Here is a 22906-nt window from a genome sequence, read left to right on the forward strand (position 1 = left end):
CGGCGCTCCGTTAACTTCTGCGAGAATATCTCTAACAGAAACTTTCTCATACCCATATTTCTCGAAAAGTCTGGATGCTATGTTTATAAGCTCCTGTTTTCTTTCTTCTGGATCTTTTACATTTCTCTTTACCAAAACCTCACCACCTATTGACCGACACTCGTTCTTTAATAAAGATTATCATTTTCTTATACTTTTGTCAATAGTGCCCTGAATTTATATTCTGAGTACGGTATAATTTTATATACTATGAATAAAACGCTTTACGCTTATAACTTTAATAGCAAGCACAGTAAGTGTACGGACACTTACGAAAAAATTAATGGAGCAGACCTTTACGGAATGCTCCATTTTTTTAATTTTTACCTTGTTAGGGAGAACCCTAAGACCCCGAAATATATTTTATAAAGGAGAATAAAATGGCAAATAGATTTAGAAATGAAAGAATAGAAATTAAACTTACTAAAGAAGAAAAAGAAGTTTTTGAAAAGAAAATGAAACTTGCAAATTGTAAAACTATGTCCCACTTTCTTAGGAAATGTGTGTTGGAAAAAGAAATTTATATTGTAGACCTAGAACCATTTAGAGATCTCCAATGGCTACTTTCAAATGCAACAAATAATATAAACCAGATCGCAAAAGCTACTAATACAACTGGTATTATTTACAAAAATGAAATTGAATCTATGAATAAGCAGATAGAAAAATTATCAAGAGAAATATGGCAGATCCATTCCCTACTTCTTAATAAATCAAAAGAAAGTTCTGGTGATTAGTATGGCAATTACAAAAATACATCCTATAAAATCAACTCTAAATTTGGCAATAGATTATATAACTAAGAGTGAAAAAACTGATGAAAAAGTCTTAGTATCTTCATTCAAATGTCATCCATCTACTGCTCATATTCAATTTATGAAAACACGAGAAGATAACGATACTAAGGGGACAGTTTTGGCTAGACATTTAATCCAATCTTTTCTACCAGGAGAGGTTGATCCTATAAAAGCTCACGAAATTGGAATGGAATTATGTAAGAAAATTTTAAAAGAAGATTATGAATTTGTTCTTGCAACTCATATAGATAGAGGGCATATCCATAACCATATTATTTTTAATAATGTTAATTACAAGACTGGTAAATGCTACCAATCTAATAAAAAATCTTACCATAAAATCAGGTATCAAAGTGACGAATTATGTAAAGAAAATAAGCTTTCAGTCATTGATGAATATTATGAAGCTTACAAGAGAAAATATAAAACTGCTGGTAAATCTTGGTACGAATATGACCAAAACAAGAAAGGAAATTCTTGGAAGTCTAAACTTCAATTTGATATAGATAGAATGATTAATAAGTCTAAATCTTGGGAAGAGTTTTTAGAAAATATGAAATCTCTTGATTATGAAATTAAGTTTAGTAAACACATTGCTTTTCGTCATAAAGATAAGCAAAGATTTTCAAGAGCGAAGACTATCGGGGAAGATTATACCGAAGAAAAAATCAAAGAAAGAATAGATTTAGCTATCAAAAATAAAGCTAATCCTATTAAAAAGCGAGTAGGAAATGTTATTGATATATCTACTAATAAAAAAGCTCAATCCTCAAAAGGTTATGAAGTTTGGGCAAGAAAACATAATATCAAAACAATGGCAGATTCAATAATAATATTAAGAGAACAAGGCATTAATTCAATTACTCAACTCGATGATCTAATCAAAAAATCTGCTGATGATAGGCAAGACTTATTAGATAAAATAAAGAAAATTGAAACTAAGATGAATGGTTTATCTCAAGATATGGAAAATATAAATACTATAAATAAGTATCGTGAAATCTACAAATACCACAAGAAAAATCCTGAAGATAAACAATTTGCAGAAGAATATTATAGTGAACTTTCCGTATATAAAATAGCCGCTAAAGAAATTTTAGAAAACTATAAAAAACTACCAAATACAAAAGAAATACTATCAAACCTCGATAAATTGCAAGAAAAAAAGAACACCCTTATGCAAGAGTATTCTTTGAATAAAGAACAATTTTCTGACCTTGTTCAGTATAGGAAAAACTATGAAAATTATTATGGAAAGGAAGTAGAGAGGTAAGTTAATTTTTACCTCTCTTTTCAAGTTTTTTATACTCATTTGGTTTTAAATTTAATCTACCATCTGTTCTCATTGTTACTACATCTATGCTTTCAAGGGAATTTGAAATAGAGGATTCATATTCAGATTCGAAAGTTGGCATACCACCATCAAAAACTCTAGCTATTTCTTGAATATTAGGAATTAATGAAATCCATTCTTTCCATTTAAACACATAATTTTTATCTCTAATAATTTTATTTAATAAATCTATTTTAAAGCTTACATAAATATTATCATCTATTATAATTTTATCTATAAAATTCTCTGTTAATTTATTATCCATCACTTCGTTCCATTCACTAGGATTTTCGTTAATTTTATTAATAAATTCCTTCCATAAATCAAAATTCTCAACTTCAATAATTATTCTTTCATAATCTTCCTTCGCAAACCAATTATTAAGAACGTAATCCCTCACATTTAAACTAGCTTCATCTATGTCAAATAACGAAACATTTACTTTATACTCTTCAATTAGACGAATAGTCGAATCATCATCTAACAGTTTTTTATTTAAAACTTCAATAACTGTTTCTTTAGATAGCTTTTTAATGATTCCATTTTCATTCATAAAATCAATTAATTCTTCTGATGTTACATTCTGTTTTATTATGCTATCCATATAGTATACAATTAAATTTAGTTCTTCTATATTTAGAAATGTCTCGAAATTATCAATATTAAACTTTATTAAGTTATTTTTTAGAAGTAACTTATATTTTTCCCCACTTAAATCATTAGATAAACTATTAATACTGTTGGATACTTTGTATATAACTTTTTTAAACAAATCATAATTTAATAAGCTTGAGTTTATAAGATCTATATACATTTCATTAGGCAATTCAAATTCTAAATGATAATTTAAATTTATAATATTTATTATTGGATTTACTTTTTTTGTATTATTGTAAAATTCAAGAATATTGTTTTCGTTATACTGTATTAAATCATTATCAGCTAAATCAATTAATATTTTATCTGATTTTAGACTACTTATATTTTCAATAACTGTTTCTTCATTTTTTATAAATATTTTTTTATAATCATCATTTAAATTTGATTTTAATATTTCTAAAAATGCTAATTCCCCTGTATTTGAGTTTATCTTGTTTTTTTGAACAAATTCATTATAATTTTCAATAAAATTATCAATATTAGATATTACTACTTCCCTTAAACTATCTAACAATAAAGAATCATCATACATGTATCTGAATAACCCTTTTGAAATATCATCTTTATTTTTATTTAAATACACTGATAATAAATTAATTACATTATCAAGATTTAAATTAAACATATTATTATCCAAAATAAATTTTGCTATATTGGCATCTATTTCAATATTTGAAACATCTGTGAATTTGACATCTAAAGCCTTAATAGCTCTAAGCATCTCTTGTTTTTCTTCTAAATAACTTAACTCTAAAATATTACTATTATTCTCTACATATTCCTTAAATTCTTCGTTAGTTTCTATATTTTCATTTAAACAGATTAACCCAATAAATTTTAATTTAAGTTCTTTTGGAATAACTTGATTTTTAAGATTTAACCACAATCCCGAAAAATCCGACTTTGATATTAAGAAAGTAAACTTTTTTAATATCGTATATTCATAACTATTAATATATTCAATAGCTTCTTGGTCATTATTTTGTAAAATCACTTTAAATACTTCGTAAAGTTCTTTATCTTTATCTGTTGAAATTAATAGATCTATCAAATCATAATTAACAATATCCTTCCTAGAATAATCATCTAATTTTAAATATTCTAATACAAAATTGGGCTTTTCCAATTTAAAATTGTTTTCAATATTTTTACCAGATAAAACTCTACTTATATAAATGTTGTCATTTCTTCCTATATCACTATCATAGAAAAACCCTTTATATCTCCAATAATTTTCATCTACTAATCCTGTTAATAATAGATATCTAATTAACGGAAAATAGTGGTCCTTAGTTATAAGATTATATACTTCATCATTTTCTTCAAAAAAATCCATCAAACCCTCATCACTTAATTGATTGAGTAGATAACTCATTTGACTAGAATTTCTCATATTGATTTTCTTATTTAAATTATCAATTTCATCACTTAAACTATCAATTTTAATATAAATATCATCGTAATCTATTTCTTCTAATCTATTTTTCAAACTATCATCATGTTTACATAATTCACCTATGAATGAACTATACTTATAGTTAGATCCATAATTACCATTATAAATCAAATAATCTTTATTTTTATTTCTACTCCATTCATACATTATTTTTCCATATGAATCGTTATTTGCATTATCAAATCTGTAATTTTTAGGAATATTCACTGCTAAAAAGTCAGAAACTCTTTTAACTATCAATTTTTTCAATTCTTCTTTTTCTTTAATTTTTGTCTGTAGTGATTTTTTATATATAGTATTTAAAGATTCTCGCTTATTTAAAATTTCATATAAGTATCCTCTATCTCTTTCTAATTCTTCATATTCTTTTGGAAATATATTTTTTAAAACAATTAAGGAAAAAATTTCATCAGCGTTTTTATCTATATCTATACTTTTTGAATAAATTTCATATTCATTTCTAATTGAATATAATAACCTCATATCATCTATATATAATGATAATCCTAGTAAAACTTTTTTTGATATACTAAATTTATCTTCTATATCACCAAATATGTCCAATATTTTTCCCTTTGAGTTTTTAGATGTCATAGATGGTATAACCGGAATTATTAAATCAAAAAATTTGACTCTATCTTTCGACTCAAATAAATCATCTCTAATTACATAAATAAATCTAACAGTTTCTTCAGATTTAAAATTTATCAAGCTATTTATTTCCCTCAATCTTACAAATATAGATATATCATTAAATCTATCTAAATCCTCAAATATAACTGTTTTAACCCCAGAAGACCATATCAAATAAACAAGTTCTCTTGCTTCTTGATCTAAAATATTGGTATTGTCATTTTCTATTAATTCAGATTCTGCACCCTTAAAATTAAATTTATTTAGTTTAATCGATACTCTACGACCTAACCATATACTCAATGAAATTAGTGGAAATAATATAGAAAATATAATAAAACTGTCTATAAAAAATTTTGGTTTTATATTATTTACATTATTTAAATTACTAAAAGCTAGCAACTTATAAAAATAGCTATATATAAATTCTATTTTTAGTGACATTAATATCCCAAGAATTACTAATATTAAACATGTAGAAAAAAATGAAATGTCCCTAATTTTTCTTTTATTTTTTACTTTAAACTTACTCAAAGGTATTTTGTTTGAAGGTATTTGATAAAGGATTTGATTAATAATTTGTTTCTCAGCAGATTTTATTCGATTGGCATTGTTTAAATAATTAGTAGATAAATCATTATTACTATTATCTTCATCCTCTTTATTGTCTTTGTGATTATCATTTTTTTTACTGTTTTGATCCAAATATGAATCAAAATCAGCTATAGATACATTTATAAGCTCACTCTTTTTAAAATTTGTTGAATAATATGTTTTTAATATGCTACTTTTACCAGAACCATAAATTCCAGTTATAGCAATATTTTTTATATCATTATCATCATATGCTTGATTCAATGCTTTTTCTATTATTCTATAAGACTCTGAATTTATATCTACCTTAGTTGGCGTTAATTTATGAAATTTATAATTAATATTATCCTTCATTTTTCACCTCCAGTACTTACTAATCGACTATAAATAAAATCCATAATCAGAAAATCTCATTGTTATCTAATTTTACATTTTCTAGATAGCTATCATATATTTTCTCATGTGGTAAAAGTATTACTTCTATATCATTGAAATTGAGTTGATTATAGATTTTAAATAATTCCATAGATACTGTCCCTAACCTAATTGCTTTATCTTCTTCCGTTGGCATTAAAAAAGCATTTCTATTTATATTTAAATTATTTTCTAAAGCAAATTCTTTATAGGCTAACTCGTATAAATATTGTTTGGTTACATCTCCTACTCCTGGATTATTCTTTAATTCATCTTCATTCAAAATAATTTTATAATACTTAGCGTCGTATATGGAAAGTGTATCGTTATTAATTGAGATAATATCAGGAATTAATGTCTTCGAAGCAGTGTGTGTAACGTTTGATTCCTTATGAAGCCATTTAGGCTTTGTTATAACATCTGAAAGTAACATTGACTGTTTATCAAATCTTGAATATTGTAATCCAATTTCTTTTAATGATTTATCAAGTGAATCATCAAAAACAACTGAACAAACATCTTCTCAAACTAAATTAAAACTATTCGTGCCTACGAATGATATTTTATTTGATACAGTCTTACTTGTATCTTCTTGAATAAATCTACTAGGTAATTTTAATATATCTTGCTTATGAGTTATAAATTGAGTAGATAGTTCTTGATTTAATTTATATAAAATATAATCTTTTGTCCCAAATTTTTCTAAGCCTTCGGAACTTATATTTACTTGATTAATTTCTAAAATCGTTAAAATATCTTTTAGTTTTTCACAAGACTCTGTCAAAATAGCGGCATGCAACCTTCTAAAATAATCCTGTTCATTGTTTTCTTGATTTGTTGTAAATGTATCTAAATATATAGGTAAATTATTAGAAAAATATGCTGTACTCTCGTTTATTGTTTTTTCCCATAATATCTCACCGTCTCCATTGTATTCAATTATTTGTTTGTCATTACTATATAAGCCATATTCATGATAAATATCAATCATTTCCAAAACTAAGGATAGCAAATTAAATTTTTCGTTATTTAAATGGCCATCTAAACCTATTGATTGCTCTTTAGATTCATATTTTCTAATTACAGATATTAGTTTTTTTAATATTTTAAAATTATTTTTTGGATCTTTTAAATAATTATCAAAATATTTAGGATATAATATTAAACAAATATCAGATACTACAATAATACCTACAAACTTAAAAACATAAGTATTACCTTCCATTTGATAGTTTAGCTCTGAAAGATTCTCTGAATCTATTAACTCATACAATTCAACATTTGATAAGTCTTTTGAAAGTCTTCTAACTATATTCATAAGTGATAGAGAATTCAATATCTCTCTAGTCTCTTCATTTGACTTACCAAACATAGTCTTTAATTCAATAAAAGAATATGGTCTTATTTCTTTTAGTACTTGAATATTCATAACATTAACCTATTCTTTTAAATCATCTTGTATATTGTCGTCTTTATATATTTTCTCAGTCTCTACATCTAAGTTTCCTTTAAATAAACTTAAAGTATTTTCATCAAAATTTTTGCAAACTGATGAGTAAGTAGAAAACTTGCCTTCAGTAAATAAATCTGGTCTATATGCCTTAGCAGCATCTTCATATAAATACATTAAGACTTTATTCTTTATTGTCTCTGTGAGTTTATTAAGATCGTCTCCTTCTAGTATTGATTTAGAAATAAAATATGGTCTTATTAATTTATCTTCGGGGATATTAATAAGAGAAAGTTTTTCATTCAATTTTCTCCTAAACTGATCCCAATTAACAGTTTCATCTGAATTAATCTTAAATCTATAATTTTCAAATTCTTCTTTATTTGCATCGGAAGCATCATTAATTCCTAGATATGTGAATTCCCATCTTCTCCTAAATGCTGTATCCATGGGCATAACCCCCTGATCCGCACTATTCATTGTATCCCATATATAGAAATTACTTGGCAAAAATATCTTACTAAAATCATCATCCAATTTATTTTTTATATTCTCAGATAGCTCAACTCCCTCTAACTCTTTTTTTAAGAATTCTTGTAATTCTTTTGATGTAGTAATTTCATACTCACTTTTCCCGTTAGAGTCCCTATCTAATAGTTGAAATATATCTCCTAAAACAGCAGCTACATTTGCTCTTTTAATTTCTTCAACAATTAAAAGATAATTAGTATCCTCATTCTTGTAAGCTTTAATCAATTGTCTAATTAAAACTCCAGGAATGTATTCATAAGTTATGGTCTCTTTAATATTTCCGTCTTCACCTTTCTTTATTGAACCATCTTTATTTTTTAAATAACTGGAAACGGCTTAAGAGCACCTACAAAATTTCCATACATATAATTTGGATGGAATGTGACTCTTTCATAGTTATTCCCAAAGTATTTCTGGGCTTCTCTATTTAAATTATAACTTTTACCTGTACCAGCAGCACCAAAAAAATTCGAACGCATTTTTTGTAGATTTGTACCTCTACCATTCATGAAATTGGCAATATTATATGGAGGATCTGTAATAATTAAATCAACTGTAGATGATTCTAACTTTCTCAATTCTTCTATACATTCTCCATTTATTATTTCAATCATTTTTTAATACACTCCATAATGTCTGATATGTCGCAATCCAATGCATCACAAATTCTGAGCAAAACATCAGTAGTTACATTCTCACCATTCTTTAGTTTATAAAATGTACTCCTACTTACATTAGCTTTCTCCATAAGCTCATTATGTTGCATATCTAAATCGATAAGTTTTTTAAATAACCTTTTATAACTTAATTCCATATAACCTCCAAGATTATTTTTCTGATAGCTAATCTCGTACATATATACATTTAAAATATACTTATGTTTGTTATTACACATTAATTAATTATAACATTAACTATAGGCTATTTTCAATCACTTGATATATCACTTTAAATGAGAGAAAAATAACGGCAGTCTTCGGACTGCCGTTATTTTTCTCTCTGCGCCTTTACTATGGTCTTTCTTAGTTGACTTAGCTTTGTCATCTGTCTTAAAGCTTTTTATTTGCCCTAATATGGACTTTTTATCCTTGTCTTGACCCTTTACTTGTTCTTTTGCTTTTAAGAGCTTAGAAGACAAAATACGAACATTTTTATGTTCCTTCCCGTTGTTATCAACGCTTGTTTTTACTTGACCAAATATTTTAACAAAATCTCCTTGTTTAAGGTTCTCTAAATCTTTTGTCTTATCTCCATAGGCTGAACAATTGGTATAAACTTTATTCCCATCGTCATCCTTTGAAACGATTGAAAAATTACTTACTTTAAACTTTTCTATAGTATACTATTTTACTTCAACGTTGATTCAATTTTAAATATCTTCTTTGTTTAATTTAAAATGTATATAAAAGGATAATTTCTTATACCTCTTCTATATAAAAATCTTCTAGTAATTCATATTTTGATTTTCTTACTTCACTCTTTTTATACACATATTTAGCTATGTTATCAGGATCGTTAAATAATTTTTTTCTATTTATCCCTAATAAATCTAAATCTTTTACAATTTCTATTTTATTTTCAATTTCTATGGAAATATCAGGAACTATTTTCTGTATATAGTCCCTCTTTTCTTGTCTATTCAAAATATTAAATGGTGAATATAAAATATTTTGATAAATAAATCTACCAGATTGTAATGTCATTCTATCAAAATTAATATTAGGGTAATATAATATCATTGGAAAATCAGGTACTTCATAAATATTATTACCATACTTTTTAATTAACAAATAAATAAAAGTTGTTAAATATATTATTACATAATCTTCTAATTTCTGTATTTTTAGTTCAAATGAATAATTTTTTAATTTTGATAATTGGAAAAAAATATCCCTCCACATATCCAACTCTTCATTTTTGTTTTTAAGAAATACTTGAAGTAGCCTTTGATTTAATTCATTTGGCCTATCCATAATGTATCCTTCTTTAATTCCCTTATCATACCAATCTACAGCTTTTATTATTTCAGACGTATATGCATTGTGTTTACTTTTTTTTAATAAAACTTTGATCATATTTAAATTATTAGATAATGAAATTATGAATCCTTTTCTATTATTCTTATAAAATTTTAATAGTTTATTATAAAACATAACTTTTGTTTCATTTTGTTCGATTAAATCATTATAAAAGTATTGTATTTTTCTTCCTGAAATTTCATCACTAAATTTTATGAAATTATTTTTCTTAAATACATGGATATATCCTGTGTATTCAAAGTTATCACAACATGAAAAGTATAAAGCTACTAAAGCTGAACTTGTAATATCTATTAAATTTGTAGGCAATCCATGGTGTTGTGAATAAGATATAAAATTTGACTTTTCAATATCACTTAATTGTGCACTAACCTCATAGAAATATTCATCTATCATCTCATCAATTATAGATCTATCTGAGTCATTAAAATTATCTCTATAACATGATGCTGCAATATTTGTATATTTCCTAGATTCTCCCCTAAAATATGCATCCAATAAATTTTTTTCTTTAAGAATTTTAATATAATCATATAAACTGCGAGCTCTTAATACTTCCATACTACCTCCTTATTGTTTACACTTTTTTATTATCTACTTAGGCTGAACAATTGACATACAATTTTTTAGTTTTAAATACTCTGATCAAAAGGTAAAAAAGAATTAGATTAATTCGACTTCTTTAGTCTTTAATATTTTCTTGTCTATAATTTTCCAGACAGTGTCTGTTAAATTACAACTCACTAATTCTATTTGATAAAGTTATCACTACACCAACTACCTTATCAAAGGTCAGATCTCCAATATACTTATTTTCACTGAGATATACATCCCACAAGGATCTTAGGTATGAATCTTCTTTTATGTCCTCGATTATTTCCTTATAGTCTTGCATTATCTCCCGGCTTCCTCTTTTCTTTGAGGTTCTCTCTATTGCTTCTTTTAAAATTTCATAATCTATCTGGTCTTTTTTTAGTTTGTAGAGGGTGTATAGGTCATAAAAGTCTCTCATTCGTGTGGTTGTTATATTTCTTCTAATTATGGTTTCGTATTTTTCAGCTAAAATTGTTTCTAATGGGTATGCCATTATTTTTATATTTTCTTTGCTAAAGATACAGGGATAGGTGTATTCTATTTCTCTTGGTGTTATTGCATCTCCTGTTGTTAGATCAAGTTTCATTGGGTTTTTAGTTTTTCCAACATTTGCTATTAATGAAATTCTAAAGTTCTCGTACTCATCCTCTTCTCTAATATAGCTAATGTCCTTTATTTCAAATCTTATTCCATCATCTACATTGATATTTATAATTTCATCTACGATTTCTTTTATTTTTTCTTCTTTTAGGGGTATGCCTTTAATGGTTGTGTCCATGTCCATAGTTGTTCTATTTTCAATTCCAATTAAGGAAGATATTAGGAATCCTCCTTTTATTACAAAATTATTTTTGTAATTTGATTTGGATAGCCTTTCTAAAAATCTTTCGAAGAAATATATTTGCAGAACTTCTTGTGACTTTAGATTTTTTTTCTCTGCCATGCTTCTTATCTTGCCCTTTATACTCTCGATATTAATCACGATAATACCTCCATGTATTTTCTAATTTCATTTTCTATTTTAAATAATCTACTGTATTTTATGAGTCGTCTTAGATTTTTATTTTGTGATTTAAAGTATCTTTTTATGGCTTCTGTAAAAATTTGCTTATCTATTTTTTCTCTGTCGATTATGATGTCGCAAATTGTTCTTTCGATATCGTAAACTGGGATAAGGTTGCCTTGTGGTGATTTTATTTCTGTCTTTCCTAGTTCGTATAAATCTTTTTTTACATAGTGAACTTGTAGATCTTCGTACCTCTTTTTGATATGGCTTGCATTGTAGCCTTGGGGTACAGATATATGAAATACATTTGGGGTTCTATCGGATAGGTCATGGAGGTATAGGGCTGTTTGATGGGAAAATATAATGCGATTACTATTAGATGATATTAAAACAAAATCGTCTATTACTTTTCCTTTTAATTGATATAGTCCTGGTCTTAATCTTTCTAATTGTCCGCTCTTTGTTAATTCTGATAAATTATGCCTAGTATATCCAAGTTCTTCTGCTTCTTTGTTAGTGATTACTAAATTTTCTTGTATATATTCTTTAAGTGTATTCATAGTCCGCCTCCTCTCGTTTACGCTTTTATTATATGTTATAAAAGCGAATATGTAAAGTTGCTTATGACTTTTCCATTTTTTGAAAAAGGATGTAACGAAATATTACTCCCTTTAATAAAAAAGAGCAGCCTTTTAAGCTACTCTATAGAAAGTACAAAATGAGTTTATCTAATTTTTTGTGTTTCCTCATACTAGTCTCAAAACTACTCTCACGTCCATGTAGTTTTTTTGAGTCTTTTTGACGTATCCTTCTTCATCTTTATCAAAGACAAAATGCTTATAAAACTGCTTAAAATGCAGGATTTCTAAATTTACATCTTTTGTATCAACGCTATAGTCTCCACATGAGATGTTTTTGGGAATTGGTCGACTATTTCTAGTTCTTCTATTTTGTATCCCTTTTCTATAAATACTTTTAAATCTCTTACTAATGTTACTGGATTGCAGGATATATATAGAAATTTTTCTGGTGCAAAGTCAATTATTTTTTCTATTGCCTTTGGATTTATTCCTTCTCTTGGCGGATCTAAGACTATTAAGTCTGGATTCTTTTCTAAACTATCTAGGACTTTTAAGACGTCTGATGCTATAAATTCTACATTGTCGATTTTATTTAAGACTGCATTTTCTCTTGCCGCATCTACTGCTTCTTCCACGATTTCTACGCCAATTACTTTTTTTGCAGATTCTGCTAAAACTTGTGTAATTGTGCCTGTTCCTGAATATAGGTCGAAGACTAATTTGTCCTTTGCGTCAATTTTTTTGCGTGCCATTTTATATAAAACTTCTGCTGATTTTGTGTTGGTTTGAAAAAATGAAAAGGGACTTATTTTAAATTTTAGTCCAAGGACTTCTTCTTCAATATGGTCTTTGCCATAGATTAAATTTATCTCTTCCGGCACAATTGCATCTGATAATGCGTCGTTTTTTACATGAAAAATACTCACGATTTCTCCATCAAGATCTAATTCAAGTAAAAATTTTATAAAAGCTTCTTTGTCTAATTCACTTTGAGTTGATGTTGCAAGTAAAACCATTATCTCGCCAGTTTTTGTAGCTTTTCTTATTAAAAGATGGCGCAAGAATCCCTGGTGTTTCATTCTGTTGTAGTGAACTTCGCCTAATTTTTCAAAATAATTTCTAACTTCACTTCTAATTTTGTTAAAGTCTGCGTCTACGATGTTACATTCTGTCGTGTTTATTATTTCATGAAATCTATTTTTTACATGAAGTCCAAGGGCAAGGGGTCCTCCTTTGTATTCATCGCCAAAGGTGTATTCCATTTTATTTCTGTAAAATTTATGTACTGGCGATGGTATTATTTCTAGTTCTCTTTCTATTCCATTTTCTCTAAATAGTTTTTCTACCAACTTTTTTTTATATTCTAGCTCATCTTCATATTTTAGCGTTTGATATGTGCATCCGCCGCATTTTTCAAAGTGAGGGCATGGAATTCCTTTTTCTATTTCAGATTTTTCAATTACATTTAATAATTTTGCTTTTTTAGATCTTTTGCCTTTTTGTTTTATTTCAACTGTTTGCCCAATTATTCCGCCTTTAAATTCATATTTTCTATCTTCAAACTTTGCCCTAGATACATTGGGAAATCTTGACTCTTCTATTTTAACAATTATGCTCATTTCCTCACTCCTTAAAAAAATTATATCAAATTATATATTTCTCCTCAATTTAATAAGTTAAAATAATTTTCATAATATTTTTTATTTTTTATGCTACTTTAATATTTATTTTTTCTTTTTTTGGTATAATAAATTTGACAGAATTTTATTTTTGGCTATCCATTAAATTTACGGAGGTATTGTATGAAAAAAATATGGTTAGTATTACTCCTTTCAATGCTAATGACTCTTACTGCTTGTGGTGGTAATAAAAAGGAAGAGGCAAAGGCTGAAGGAAACGCAAAGACAATTGAAACTTTGAAAATTCAATTTGTTCCATCTAGGGAACCTGAAGAAATTGTTACTCAAACTGAACCTTTAAAGGAAATCTTAAAGACTAAGCTTGCTGAAAAAGGTTACGATGTCAAAAATGTTGACATAACAGTTGGTACAAATTATGAAGCAACTGGCGAGGCTTTAAGTGCAGGAAGCGTTGACGTTGGATTTATTCCTGGTGGAACTTACGCAATCTATGACGATGGTGCTGAAGTTCTTCTTACTGCTACTAGAAAGGGTCTTTCTGTTGATTCTGAAAATCCTAAGGATTGGAACGACAAAAAACCAACTGAAAAAATTGACGATCAAGTTAATTTCTACAGAGCTCTTATAATTGCTGGACCTTCTGAAAAAGGTAAAGAACTTGCAGCTAAGGTAAATAAAGGCGAAAAATTAACTTGGGAAGATCTTGCAAGTGCTAAATGGTCTGTAATGGGTTCATCTTCTTCTGCTGGCTATATCTATCCATACCTTTGGTTACAAAAAAATTATAAAAAGGGATTAACTGATCTTCCTTCAATTGTTCAAGCTGATTCTTATCCATCTTCTATGGCTAGACTTGCTTCTGGTCAAGTTGATGTAATGGTTGGTTTTGCAGATGTCAGAATGGATAATGCTGAAAAATGGCAAAGTGAATTCAATAAAACTGCATCTATCTGGGATGAAACAAATGTAATTGGCGTTACTGACAAAATTTATAACGACACAATTTCAGTTTCTAAGAACTCAGAAATTATGACTGATGACTTTAAAAAGGCTCTTTCCGATTCTTTCATTGAAATTGCAAACACTGATGAGGGTAAAAAGATTATCTCAATTTACAATCACGAAGGCTACCAAGTTGCAAAAGATTCTGATTACGATGGCGAAAGAGAAGCACAAAAACTTTTAAAAGATCTTAAAAACTAATGCATTGTATTTAATATAATATTTATTACAAAGCTTTAAAGAATTAAAAATTAAGAAGGAGCTTCAGATAGAAGCTCTTTTTTATGGGGAGTATTATGATTGAATTTAAAAATGTGGATAAGGTATATCCAGGTGGACTTAAGGCACTAAAAAACATTAATCTCACTATAAAAGATGGCGAATTTGTTGCCATAATAGGACGAAGTGGAGCCGGCAAATCTACTCTAATTAGAACTATAAATAAAATGCACGACATAAATTCTGGGACTTTAACTGTGGATGGAGTTGATGTGAAAAGTTTAAGGGGAAAGGAACTTAGAAAATTCAGAAGAAATATTGGAATGATTTTCCAATCTTTTAACTTAGTTGAAAGAATTTCGGTTATTAAAAATGTAATGTCATCCTTTGTCCCCGACTTAAACCCAATTCAGTCAATTCTAGGCATTTATCCAAAGGAATGTAAGTTAAAAGCTTTAGAAGCTCTGGAACAAGTTGATATATTGGAAAAAGCTTTTGAAAGGGCAGACAATTTATCTGGTGGTCAACAACAAAGAGTTGCCCTAGCTAGAACTCTTGTACAAAATCCAAGCATTATATTGGCAGATGAACCTGTTGCCAGTCTTGACCCTGTAACTGCAAGACAAGTAATGGATTATTTTAAAAAGATTAATGAAAAGCTTGGCATTACAATCCTTCTTAACATTCACCATGTTGAGCTTGCCCTTGAATATGCTACAAAAGTCCTCGGAGTCCGTGATGGTGAAATAATTTTTTATGGCCCGGCAAGGGATGTTGACGACAAAATTTTAAAATCTATTTACGGAGATTCCTTTGAAGAATTAAAAATGGAGGAAATATGAACCTCTACTATAAAATTTTTAAACCCAAAAAATATGTTATGCCTTCAGGGAGAGAAGTTTATGAATATCCTGGATTTACTCTTCCAATAATTATTATTCTAATATTGTTTACAATGGTATCTGTAAAAATCACTGGATTTTCACTTAGCATACTTGTGAAAAATACCCACAAGCTTTTTACAATACTATCTCCAATGTTTCAGCCAAATTTTTCCTATTTCTCATCAGTTGTGCAACCACTATTAGATACCATAAAAATGTCCTTCCTTGGTTCTTTTTTAGGTGCAGTGGTGTCTGTTCCCTTTGCATTTTTGGCTGCACATAATATGGTGAAGAATAATATAATTAATTGGATTGTAAAATTATTGTTTTCAGTGCTTCGTACAATCCCAACACTTGTATCTGCACTTATAGCAACATATGTCTTTGGTCTTGGTGCCTTTGCAGGTACAGTTGCGATTTTTATTTTTTCCTTTTCCTATGTGGGAAAGCTAACTTATGAGCAAATCGAAACAGTTAATATGGGAGCCTTTGAGGCGATGATTTCCATGGGTTTTACAAGAACTATGGCTTTTTTCAAATCCATTGTTCCAGAAATCTTACCCTTCTACCTTTCAACAGCACTATATAACTTTGAGGGAAATGTTAGATACGCTGCCATACTTGGTTATGTAGGTGCAGGTGGACTTGGACTTCTAATAAACGAAAATATTAACTGGAGAGATTACAACCGCGTGGGCATGATACTTTTGACGCTACTTGTAACAGTATTTATTATCGAAAATGTCAGTGCACACTTTAGAAGAAAGTTGAATTAATATGTCAGAAAAAGTAATACAAAAACTAAAATCAGAACCAAAAAATCACGGCTACATTTTTTTAATAGTCGCCATAGTTTTATTTATGCTAATTTGGTCCTCATCTGTAATTAATTTTGAATCTGCAACTGATGAAGGTATGAGTGTTGCAAAAAATATTATAAAGGGAATTTTAAATCCCAATAAAGAAATGCTATTTAGCTTGACAAAAAAAGGCGTTCCCTATCTTTTGCTAGAAACAATATGTATAGCCTTCTTGGGCACACTTGTTGGTTCAATAATTTCCATACCCCTTAGCTTTTTAGCATCATCAAATATTGTTGCAGCACCAATTGCTTATGTAGTTAGACTTCTTATAATTTTAATAAGGACAATACCTTCCATAGTTTATGGTCTTATGTTTATTAGAGTTACAGGTCCCGGTCCCTTTGCTGGACTTATGACAATGAGCTTTACCTCCATTGGCATGCTCACAAAATTATTTTCCGACAATATAATGAATTTAAACAAGTCCATATTAGAGTCTTTCTCCTCAATTGGAGCAACTACTTTCCAAAAAATTCGTTTTGGAATAATTCCTCAACTATGGGCAAACTTCGCCTCTACTACAATTTATCGTTTCGACATAAATTTAAGAGATGCTGCAGTCCTAGGACTTGTTGGTGCAGGTGGAATTGGCTCTCCCCTTATGTTTGCAATAAATTCATACAAATGGCGAGAAGTGGGTGCAATTTTATTAGGATTAATAATCTTAGTATTATTTATAGAATTTTTCTCAACAAAAATTAGAGCAAAATTAGTAGGTGAAAAATGAAAATAAAAATAGTTCACACATCGGATTTACATGGATATTTTTTCCCCACAGATTATTTAGATAGAGAGGGAAAAGCTATTGGCTATCTCTCTCTTTTAAACAATATAAAAAAAGACGAGTTCACAATTTTAACCGATGGCGGCGACACTCTCCAAGGCTCATCCTTTGCATATTATGTAAAAGAATTTATGAACTCAGAAATTTTAGCCGACATGATGCAAAATGTAGACTACTATACTCTTGGCAATCACGATTTTAATTATGGCTACGATTATCTAAAAAATTACACCAAAAATATGCGTGGAAAATTACTTTGTGCCAATGTTATCGACAAAAGTGGCGAAATAAATTTATCTAATTATGCAATAAAAGAAATTAATGGATTTAAAATCGGCATTGTAGGAATTGTAACAGACTGGGTAAATCTTTGGGAAAGAAAAGAAAATTTAGAAAATTTTGAAATAAGAGATTCCTTTGAAACTGCAAAAGAAGTTTTAAAAATATTGAAAAAAGAAAAAACAGACTTTAACATTTTAATTTATCACGGTGGCTACGAAATTGATTTAAAAACTGGCGAAAAACTTTCCAATACTAGTGAAAATATAGGCGGAAAAATTGCAGAAGAACTGGACTATGATTTAATCTTAGCTGGACATCAACACATGGAACTATCTGGCAAGATAGGTAATACCTTTGCAATAGAAACTCCTGCAAATGGTGCAAAGGCAGCCGTGATAGAAATAGATACAGAGGATAAAAAAATTTCAGCCTCTTTTATTGAACCAAAACTAGAAGAAAATTATTTAATAAAAAAATATGAAAGCATTGAAGAAAAAGTCCAAGACTACTTAGATATGCCAATTGCAAAATTATCTCGCGATTATCTCCCAGAAGATAAAATAAAAATGGCAACAGAAGGTTCTGCCTTAGCTGATTTAATAAATAAAATTCAGATGGAATACACATCTTCAGACATTTCAATTACATCCTTTGCCAATGTAGTATCAGGTTTAAAGAAAAATTTAACTACAAGAGATGTTCTAAATACTTATAGATTTCCAAACACTGCAATTGTCCTTGAAATTGACGGCAAAACTCTTCGCGAAGCCCTTGAACAAAACTACACATACATCGAGTACAATGGAGAGTATAAAATTGCAAAAAGATTTTTGGAACCAAAGGAAGAACATTACAATTTTGACTTTTTCTATGGCATAAACTTTGAGCTAAATCTGAAAAAAGAAAATGGAAATAAAATTGGAAAAATTTATTTTAAGGAAAAAGAAATAAAAAATGAGGACAAATTTTCTATTGTCATGAATAATTACAGAGCCACAGGTGCTGGCGGCTTTGATATGTATAAAAATTTAAAAGTATTAAAAAGCTACGACAAAGAAATATCAGAAATACTTTTAAATTATTTTAGAAATTTATAATTAAAATACTTTTAGTTTAGTATATTTAAACTAAAACAACTTAAAACCTATTGCAAAGAATATATTAAATGAAAAATATCAGCTCAACCTAATCAGGAGAGCTGATACACAAAACTTTTCACACTACCTACCTTTTTTACACTTAAATAGTTCCAATTTATTTTTTAGTAATTCCACTTTTTTATTTTTTTAATTTAATATTAAATCTTCTGTTTTTATGACTTCACCATATAATGGAAATATTTCTTTTATTATAAATTCATGCTGTTTTTCTTTTGGTGCAGATATTGCATCTTCTATAAAGTATATATTGTAGTTCAATTGGTAACCGTCTTTAGCCGATGTATCAATACCTATATGTGTAGAAACCCCAGCAAATACAAGATTTTCTATACCATGACGTCTTAATTCCAAATCTAAATCAGTGCCAAAAAATGCACTAAATCCTCTCTTTGTAACAAGATAATCATTTTGTCTAATACTTAACCTATTATCAATTTGGTCAAAACTTTCTTTTACATCTGATAGGGATCGTAATTTTTTATCTGCAGGTAAAATATCTTTATTGTCAATAAAAGCAGTTCTAACAAAAACTATAAACCCATTTTCCTCTCTAAACTTATTTATTAAGTGATTAGCATTTTCAATAATCTGTATTGCCTTGTGGGGATTCAGTTCAACTGCTGTTACTCCATTTTGTAAGTCTATTAATATTAAAGCGCTTTTTGAAATATCCATTTTCATTTCTCCTTTTAAAATAATTTGTAAATAAAATTCATTTATTGTTTATAATATAAAATTATACCCTTTCTTTACTTCTTTTGGTCTTTTGGTGATAGAAGTTCCATTATTAAACTTTCCTCTAGTTTCTTGAGGCTTTTTTGACTTGACTTCTCTTATTAGTTTGTAATATCGAAGTCTCTAAGACCAGAATAAAGCCAATTATATATAGTTTTAAAACAGTCAAACTATTTATTCTGGCGACCATTTAGAATGTAATTTATCTAGTACTATATTTTTTTAGTATTAGTGTTTCGTATTTCTTCCCTTACATGATGATTTAAATCTCTTGTCTTTATCAGCATCTATGGCTTTGTAGCTCCTTTACATCTTTTAAGCTCTCTTGAATTTGTAGAATGATGGAAGCCTAAAATTTTGATATTCTTCTAGAAGAATATCACTCTTAATTTAATACCTCTAACTTATTTTTCTCATTTAGAGTGAGATATTTATTACTTATATTGACCGACTTGTGTGTTTTTGTAGTTATTAACATTTTAAACGAAGTTAGCTAATATGAGTTATTATTTTTTATTTAGTGTAGCATTTAATTTTACAACTTATCATAAAAAAATAAGACAGTAGCCTGCCTTATTCGTAGAGATCTCTGCTTCCAAATTTAATTTTACTATTATTTAGAGCCTTTTTTTGTGGATAATTGTAATTAGAAATCATCGACCTAAAAAGCGTCGCCGCTTCTGATCTCCTAATTGATCTTGTAGGATAGAAATTTCCATCAGAGTAACCTCTAAGTATTCCTGCTTCGACTAAGGCACCAACATAACCTCTTGCCGATTCAGCAATCTTACCTCTGTCTCCAAATTCATTAGTTGCACTTGCCTTTTGTTGTAGCGAATAAACGTACCCGAGAATTTCTGCAACTTCTTCTCTTGTAATATCCCTCTCTGGATTTAACTTTCCCGTGGTTGGAATAATGTAGCCTGCTTTTATGCCCTTAGCTACATCGCCATAATACCAATCAGAAGTGTTTACGTCAGAAAAGGTAACTGTATAAGTTTTGTCGTAGCCAATTAAATTATTAACCGCAGCATAAAACTCAACTCTTGTCATATTGTCGTTAGGTTTAAATGTATTATCATTGTAACCCGACATTATTCCCTTGTCTGTTATAAAATCAATAGATGATTCCGCCCAATGCCCTCTTGTGTCTTTAAAGGATTTTGCAAATACAGTGCTTGTTAAAATCAATGTTATGGAGATAATGATCAATGAAGTCTTTTTAAAAATCTTCATTTTTATCACCTTCAATATTATTATAACTTAATAATGTCTTTTTAAAAGAGATTCTATTTTAAATTTTTGTTACAAAGAATATATATTGTAATATTATTGAAATATAAGCTAATTTTATACTTTATATAGTGGTATATTGAAGAATTTACATTATTTATAACACAAAAAGAATTATATACTTATTTAAAAGTTTGCAAAATAAAAGAGAACAGATTATGTAAATAGATAACTGTTCTCTAAGGGAAGAAAAAAGATGATGAAGTTTTCACTTCTCTTGTATTATACTTTACTTAATTATTTTTGTCAAGCTTTTATGAAAATATTTTCAGAGAATATTTTTGTTTGTTAAAAGGCTTTATTATTGATATTTAGATGAGTGTTTTTAAAATTTAAAATTATTATGAATATATTTGCACAGATTACTTTGTATGTTTTTTATGGTAGAATGTAGTTGAGGTGATATTTTGTTAAAGGATATAATTTTAAAAAGACGAACAGTTAGAAAATATAAAGATAAAGAAATTGACAGAAAAAAATTGGAAGAACTTTTGATGTACGCATCCATGGGACCAAGCAACGGAAACTCACATCCCGTTGAATTTATAATTGTCGACGACAAAGAAAAAATCGAAGAATTATCCCAAATGGATTCCTTCGCAACTTTATACCTAAAAGAAGCTCCAGCAATAGTAATAGTTATTGCAAATACAGAAATTTGCAAAACTTGGGTAGAAGAAGCTTCTCTTACAGCTGCTTATCTTCAGCTTTTACTTGAAGAAGAAGGAATTTCATCTTCATGGGTCAATGTAAAAGAAGGCAACACAGCTGAAAAAATCTCTTACGAAGAATATTTTGCTAAAAACTTTGGCGTTAAAAAACCATACAGAGCACAATGTTTAATACCAATGGGATACAAAAAGTCAGGCACAAAAAATCACGAAGAATTTGATATTTCTTCAAAAGTTCACTACAATAAATTTTAATTAAATCCGGTTCTCCGGATTTTTTATTTTATAAAAATAGTACAAAAAAATTCACCCTAAGGTGAATTTTCTTAATTATTTAAATAAGGAAACTATAAAGTCGATAAACTTTTCTAAAAAGTTTTTTGTATTCTCAACAGCCTTTTCTCCTTCTGGAGAGTTTAAAAATTTTGAAGCCTTATTTTTGTACTTTACTGCAGTGTCAGCAACTCTATCCCAATCTACGTCAGCGTTTTTCATGTTGTTAAATAGATTTACAAGCTTGTCTTCTTGATTTTTAGTCAAATTAATATTGTAATTATTGGCTACAGTTTCAATTATTAGTCTTACTTCTTTTTCATCCTTTGGCATATTCTTTGCAATTGCGTCTTTTACTTCGTATATAATGTCATTAGTCTTATCGTCGCCAAGTTCTTCAGATAGTTTGCTTTGCACAACTAATTCTTCATTTGCAACTTTTTTCAATTTTTCAGGAAGTTTCTTGCCAGTATTTTCTTCATAAGATTTCAAAATTCCTGTGAGCGCTGCTGTTCCGCTTACTTTTCCTGGTGCAGTTACATAAATATCTGCATCTTCAATTCCAACTGTATTAAGTGCATTTAAAAATGCACCTTCGCTTACAACGCGAATATTGTCTGAAAGCTCAATGTTTATTCCACTGCCTGCTTTTTTATATTTTACAATTGCAGAAGAAATTGCCTTGTTGCCAATTTCCTTTGAGGAAAGCACATCGCCTAAATATTTATATTCTTCCTTATTTGTAACTTCAATAATCTTTGCATTTTCGTCAGCCTTCATCTCACGAAGCATTTCACTTTTTTGAGCCTCGCTTAAATCAGCACCGAGAGTTACTATCTCTTCACCTGATTTTGCAAAAACTGCAGTTGGAAACATTAATAAACAAAGTCCAATCATAATTATTTTATTTCTAATTTTCATAATCTCCTCCATTTTTTACATCTTAACATAGGTATATGAATACTATTTAAAA

General features: G+C 28.3%; 20 protein-coding genes and 3 pseudogenes. 8 read left to right on the forward strand and 15 right to left on the reverse strand.

The genetic code is table 11. The annotated features are described in order from the left end of the window. A partial coding sequence (locus ACQRC6_RS05915; RefSeq protein ID WP_427848178.1) for a TetR/AcrR family transcriptional regulator occupies positions 1 to 135 on the reverse strand: 135 nt, incomplete at its 3' end. Positions 136 to 419: 284 nt separating this feature from the next. Here ACQRC6_RS05915 and ACQRC6_RS05920 point away from each other — a divergent pair. Next, positions 420 to 776, forward strand: a complete 357-nt coding sequence (locus tag ACQRC6_RS05920; RefSeq protein WP_427848140.1) for a plasmid mobilization protein — start codon at positions 420 to 422, stop codon at positions 774 to 776. Between the two features lies 1 nt (position 777). Next, a complete protein-coding gene (locus ACQRC6_RS05925) occupies positions 778 to 2109 on the forward strand; it encodes a relaxase/mobilization nuclease domain-containing protein (RefSeq protein ID WP_427848141.1) in 1332 nt (443 codons plus the stop codon). 1 nt (position 2110) lies between these two features. On the opposite strand, the gene ACQRC6_RS05930 is transcribed toward ACQRC6_RS05925, so the two are convergent. The 10 genes and pseudogenes from ACQRC6_RS05930 to rlmD all read right to left on the reverse strand — a co-directional run bounded on the left by ACQRC6_RS05930 (position 2111) and on the right by rlmD (position 13746). Beyond that, positions 2111 to 5866, reverse strand: a complete 3756-nt coding sequence (locus tag ACQRC6_RS05930; protein WP_427848142.1) for a hypothetical protein — start codon at positions 5864 to 5866, stop codon at positions 2111 to 2113. Between the two features lie 46 nt (positions 5867 to 5912). Continuing rightward, positions 5913 to 7355, reverse strand: a pseudogene (locus ACQRC6_RS05935) (LlaJI family restriction endonuclease). Positions 7356 to 7364: 9 nt separating this feature from the next. Next, positions 7365 to 8132 carry a hypothetical protein gene (locus tag ACQRC6_RS05940; protein WP_427848143.1) on the reverse strand — a complete coding sequence of 256 codons (768 nt, stop codon included), beginning with the start codon at positions 8130 to 8132 and terminating at the stop codon, positions 7365 to 7367. 92 nt (positions 8133 to 8224) lie between these two features. Continuing rightward, on the reverse strand, positions 8225 to 8521 hold the full coding sequence (locus ACQRC6_RS05945) for a hypothetical protein (RefSeq protein ID WP_235932824.1): 297 nt from the start codon (positions 8519 to 8521) through the stop codon (positions 8225 to 8227). Next, positions 8518 to 8721, reverse strand: coding sequence for a helix-turn-helix domain-containing protein (locus ACQRC6_RS05950; protein ID WP_169969201.1), 204 nt, complete (start codon positions 8719 to 8721; stop codon positions 8518 to 8520). Before ACQRC6_RS05950 ends, ACQRC6_RS05945 begins: the two co-directional genes overlap by 4 nt. A gap of 129 nt (positions 8722 to 8850) precedes the next feature. Beyond that, positions 8851 to 9240: pseudogene (locus ACQRC6_RS05955) on the reverse strand (hypothetical protein); the annotation flags it as partial. Positions 9241 to 9325: 85 nt separating this feature from the next. After that, a complete protein-coding gene (locus tag ACQRC6_RS05960; RefSeq protein ID WP_427848144.1) occupies positions 9326 to 10507 on the reverse strand; it encodes an FRG domain-containing protein in 1182 nt (393 codons plus the stop codon). Positions 10508 to 10679: 172 nt separating this feature from the next. Then, complete coding sequence (locus ACQRC6_RS05965) at positions 10680 to 11522, reverse strand: nucleotidyl transferase AbiEii/AbiGii toxin family protein (RefSeq protein ID WP_427848145.1); 843 nt, start codon at positions 11520 to 11522, stop codon at positions 10680 to 10682. Further along, positions 11519 to 12106, reverse strand: a complete 588-nt coding sequence (locus tag ACQRC6_RS05970; protein WP_427848146.1) for a type IV toxin-antitoxin system AbiEi family antitoxin domain-containing protein — start codon at positions 12104 to 12106, stop codon at positions 11519 to 11521. Before ACQRC6_RS05970 ends, ACQRC6_RS05965 begins: the two co-directional genes overlap by 4 nt. A 311-nt stretch (positions 12107 to 12417) precedes the next feature. Beyond that, a complete protein-coding gene (gene rlmD / locus ACQRC6_RS05975; RefSeq protein ID WP_427848147.1) occupies positions 12418 to 13746 on the reverse strand; it encodes a 23S rRNA (uracil(1939)-C(5))-methyltransferase RlmD in 1329 nt (442 codons plus the stop codon). Positions 13747 to 13929: 183 nt separating this feature from the next. Between rlmD and ACQRC6_RS05980 the strand changes: the two genes are divergently transcribed. The 5 genes from ACQRC6_RS05980 (at position 13930) to ACQRC6_RS06000 (ending at position 18898) form a co-directional block, all read left to right on the forward strand. Further along, the gene (locus tag ACQRC6_RS05980; RefSeq protein WP_427848148.1) at positions 13930 to 14970 is read left to right on the forward strand and encodes a phosphate/phosphite/phosphonate ABC transporter substrate-binding protein; all 1041 of its coding nucleotides are present in this window, start codon (positions 13930 to 13932) and stop codon (positions 14968 to 14970) included. 95 nt (positions 14971 to 15065) lie between these two features. Beyond that, positions 15066 to 15830, forward strand: coding sequence for a phosphonate ABC transporter ATP-binding protein (phnC, locus tag ACQRC6_RS05985; protein ID WP_427848149.1), 765 nt, complete (start codon positions 15066 to 15068; stop codon positions 15828 to 15830). After that, positions 15827 to 16648: a phosphonate ABC transporter, permease protein PhnE gene (gene phnE, locus ACQRC6_RS05990; protein WP_427848150.1), complete on the forward strand. Its 822-nt coding sequence runs from the start codon at positions 15827 to 15829 to the stop codon at positions 16646 to 16648. Before phnC ends, phnE (ACQRC6_RS05990) begins: the two co-directional genes overlap by 4 nt. A gap of 1 nt (position 16649) precedes the next feature. Continuing rightward, positions 16650 to 17462: a phosphonate ABC transporter, permease protein PhnE gene (gene phnE, locus ACQRC6_RS05995; protein WP_293557674.1), complete on the forward strand. Its 813-nt coding sequence runs from the start codon at positions 16650 to 16652 to the stop codon at positions 17460 to 17462. Next, a complete protein-coding gene (locus ACQRC6_RS06000; RefSeq protein WP_427848151.1) occupies positions 17459 to 18898 on the forward strand; it encodes a bifunctional metallophosphatase/5'-nucleotidase in 1440 nt (479 codons plus the stop codon). Before phnE (ACQRC6_RS05995) ends, ACQRC6_RS06000 begins: the two co-directional genes overlap by 4 nt. A gap of 189 nt (positions 18899 to 19087) precedes the next feature. Here ACQRC6_RS06000 and ACQRC6_RS06005 read toward each other — a convergent pair whose 3' ends face one another. From ACQRC6_RS06005 to ACQRC6_RS06015, 3 genes and pseudogenes are all read right to left on the reverse strand, one after another. Next, positions 19088 to 19636 carry a cysteine hydrolase gene (locus ACQRC6_RS06005; RefSeq protein ID WP_320850520.1) on the reverse strand — a complete coding sequence of 183 codons (549 nt, stop codon included), beginning with the start codon at positions 19634 to 19636 and terminating at the stop codon, positions 19088 to 19090. Between the two features lie 57 nt (positions 19637 to 19693). Further along, positions 19694 to 20138 (reverse strand): annotated as a pseudogene (locus ACQRC6_RS06010) (transposase); the annotation flags it as partial. 131 nt (positions 20139 to 20269) lie between these two features. Continuing rightward, the gene (locus ACQRC6_RS06015) at positions 20270 to 20932 is read right to left on the reverse strand and encodes an S-layer homology domain-containing protein (RefSeq protein WP_427848152.1); all 663 of its coding nucleotides are present in this window, start codon (positions 20930 to 20932) and stop codon (positions 20270 to 20272) included. Between the two features lie 464 nt (positions 20933 to 21396). Here ACQRC6_RS06015 and ACQRC6_RS06020 point away from each other — a divergent pair, with 464 nt between their 5' ends. After that, complete coding sequence (locus ACQRC6_RS06020; RefSeq protein WP_427848153.1) at positions 21397 to 21915, forward strand: nitroreductase family protein; 519 nt, start codon at positions 21397 to 21399, stop codon at positions 21913 to 21915. Between the two features lie 75 nt (positions 21916 to 21990). On the opposite strand, the gene ACQRC6_RS06025 is transcribed toward ACQRC6_RS06020, so the two are convergent. Next, positions 21991 to 22854, reverse strand: a complete 864-nt coding sequence (locus ACQRC6_RS06025) for a DUF1002 domain-containing protein (RefSeq protein WP_427848154.1) — start codon at positions 22852 to 22854, stop codon at positions 21991 to 21993. Positions 22855 to 22906: the final 52 nt, after the last annotated feature.

The organism is Peptoniphilus sp. SGI.035 (genome assembly GCF_050315115.1).
Taxonomy (GTDB): Bacteria; Bacillota; Clostridia; order Tissierellales; family Peptoniphilaceae; genus Peptoniphilus_A.

Coding starts and splice junctions, on each gene's coding strand:
- ACQRC6_RS05930 (WP_427848142.1), bottom strand. CDS start 5,866: ATGAAGGATAATATTAATTATAAATTTCATAAATTAACGCCAACTAAG.
- ACQRC6_RS05960 (WP_427848144.1), bottom strand. CDS start 10,507: ATGGAAGTATTAAGAGCTCGCAGTTTATATGATTATATTAAAATTCTT.
- rlmD (WP_427848147.1), bottom strand. CDS start 13,746: ATGAGCATAATTGTTAAAATAGAAGAGTCAAGATTTCCCAATGTATCT.
- ACQRC6_RS06000 (WP_427848151.1), top strand. CDS start 17,459: ATGAAAATAAAAATAGTTCACACATCGGATTTACATGGATATTTTTTC.
- ACQRC6_RS05920 (WP_427848140.1), top strand. CDS start 420: ATGGCAAATAGATTTAGAAATGAAAGAATAGAAATTAAACTTACTAAA.
- ACQRC6_RS05970 (WP_427848146.1), bottom strand. CDS start 12,106: ATGAATACACTTAAAGAATATATACAAGAAAATTTAGTAATCACTAAC.
- ACQRC6_RS06005 (WP_320850520.1), bottom strand. CDS start 19,636: ATGGATATTTCAAAAAGCGCTTTAATATTAATAGACTTACAAAATGGA.
- ACQRC6_RS05925 (WP_427848141.1), top strand. CDS start 778: ATGGCAATTACAAAAATACATCCTATAAAATCAACTCTAAATTTGGCA.
- ACQRC6_RS05980 (WP_427848148.1), top strand. CDS start 13,930: ATGAAAAAAATATGGTTAGTATTACTCCTTTCAATGCTAATGACTCTT.
- ACQRC6_RS06015 (WP_427848152.1), bottom strand. CDS start 20,932: ATGAAGATTTTTAAAAAGACTTCATTGATCATTATCTCCATAACATTG.
- ACQRC6_RS06025 (WP_427848154.1), bottom strand. CDS start 22,854: ATGAAAATTAGAAATAAAATAATTATGATTGGACTTTGTTTATTAATG.
- phnE (WP_427848150.1), top strand. CDS start 15,827: ATGAACCTCTACTATAAAATTTTTAAACCCAAAAAATATGTTATGCCT.
- ACQRC6_RS05945 (WP_235932824.1), bottom strand. CDS start 8,521: ATGATTGAAATAATAAATGGAGAATGTATAGAAGAATTGAGAAAGTTA.
- ACQRC6_RS05950 (WP_169969201.1), bottom strand. CDS start 8,721: ATGGAATTAAGTTATAAAAGGTTATTTAAAAAACTTATCGATTTAGAT.
- phnE (WP_293557674.1), top strand. CDS start 16,650: ATGTCAGAAAAAGTAATACAAAAACTAAAATCAGAACCAAAAAATCAC.
- phnC (WP_427848149.1), top strand. CDS start 15,066: ATGATTGAATTTAAAAATGTGGATAAGGTATATCCAGGTGGACTTAAG.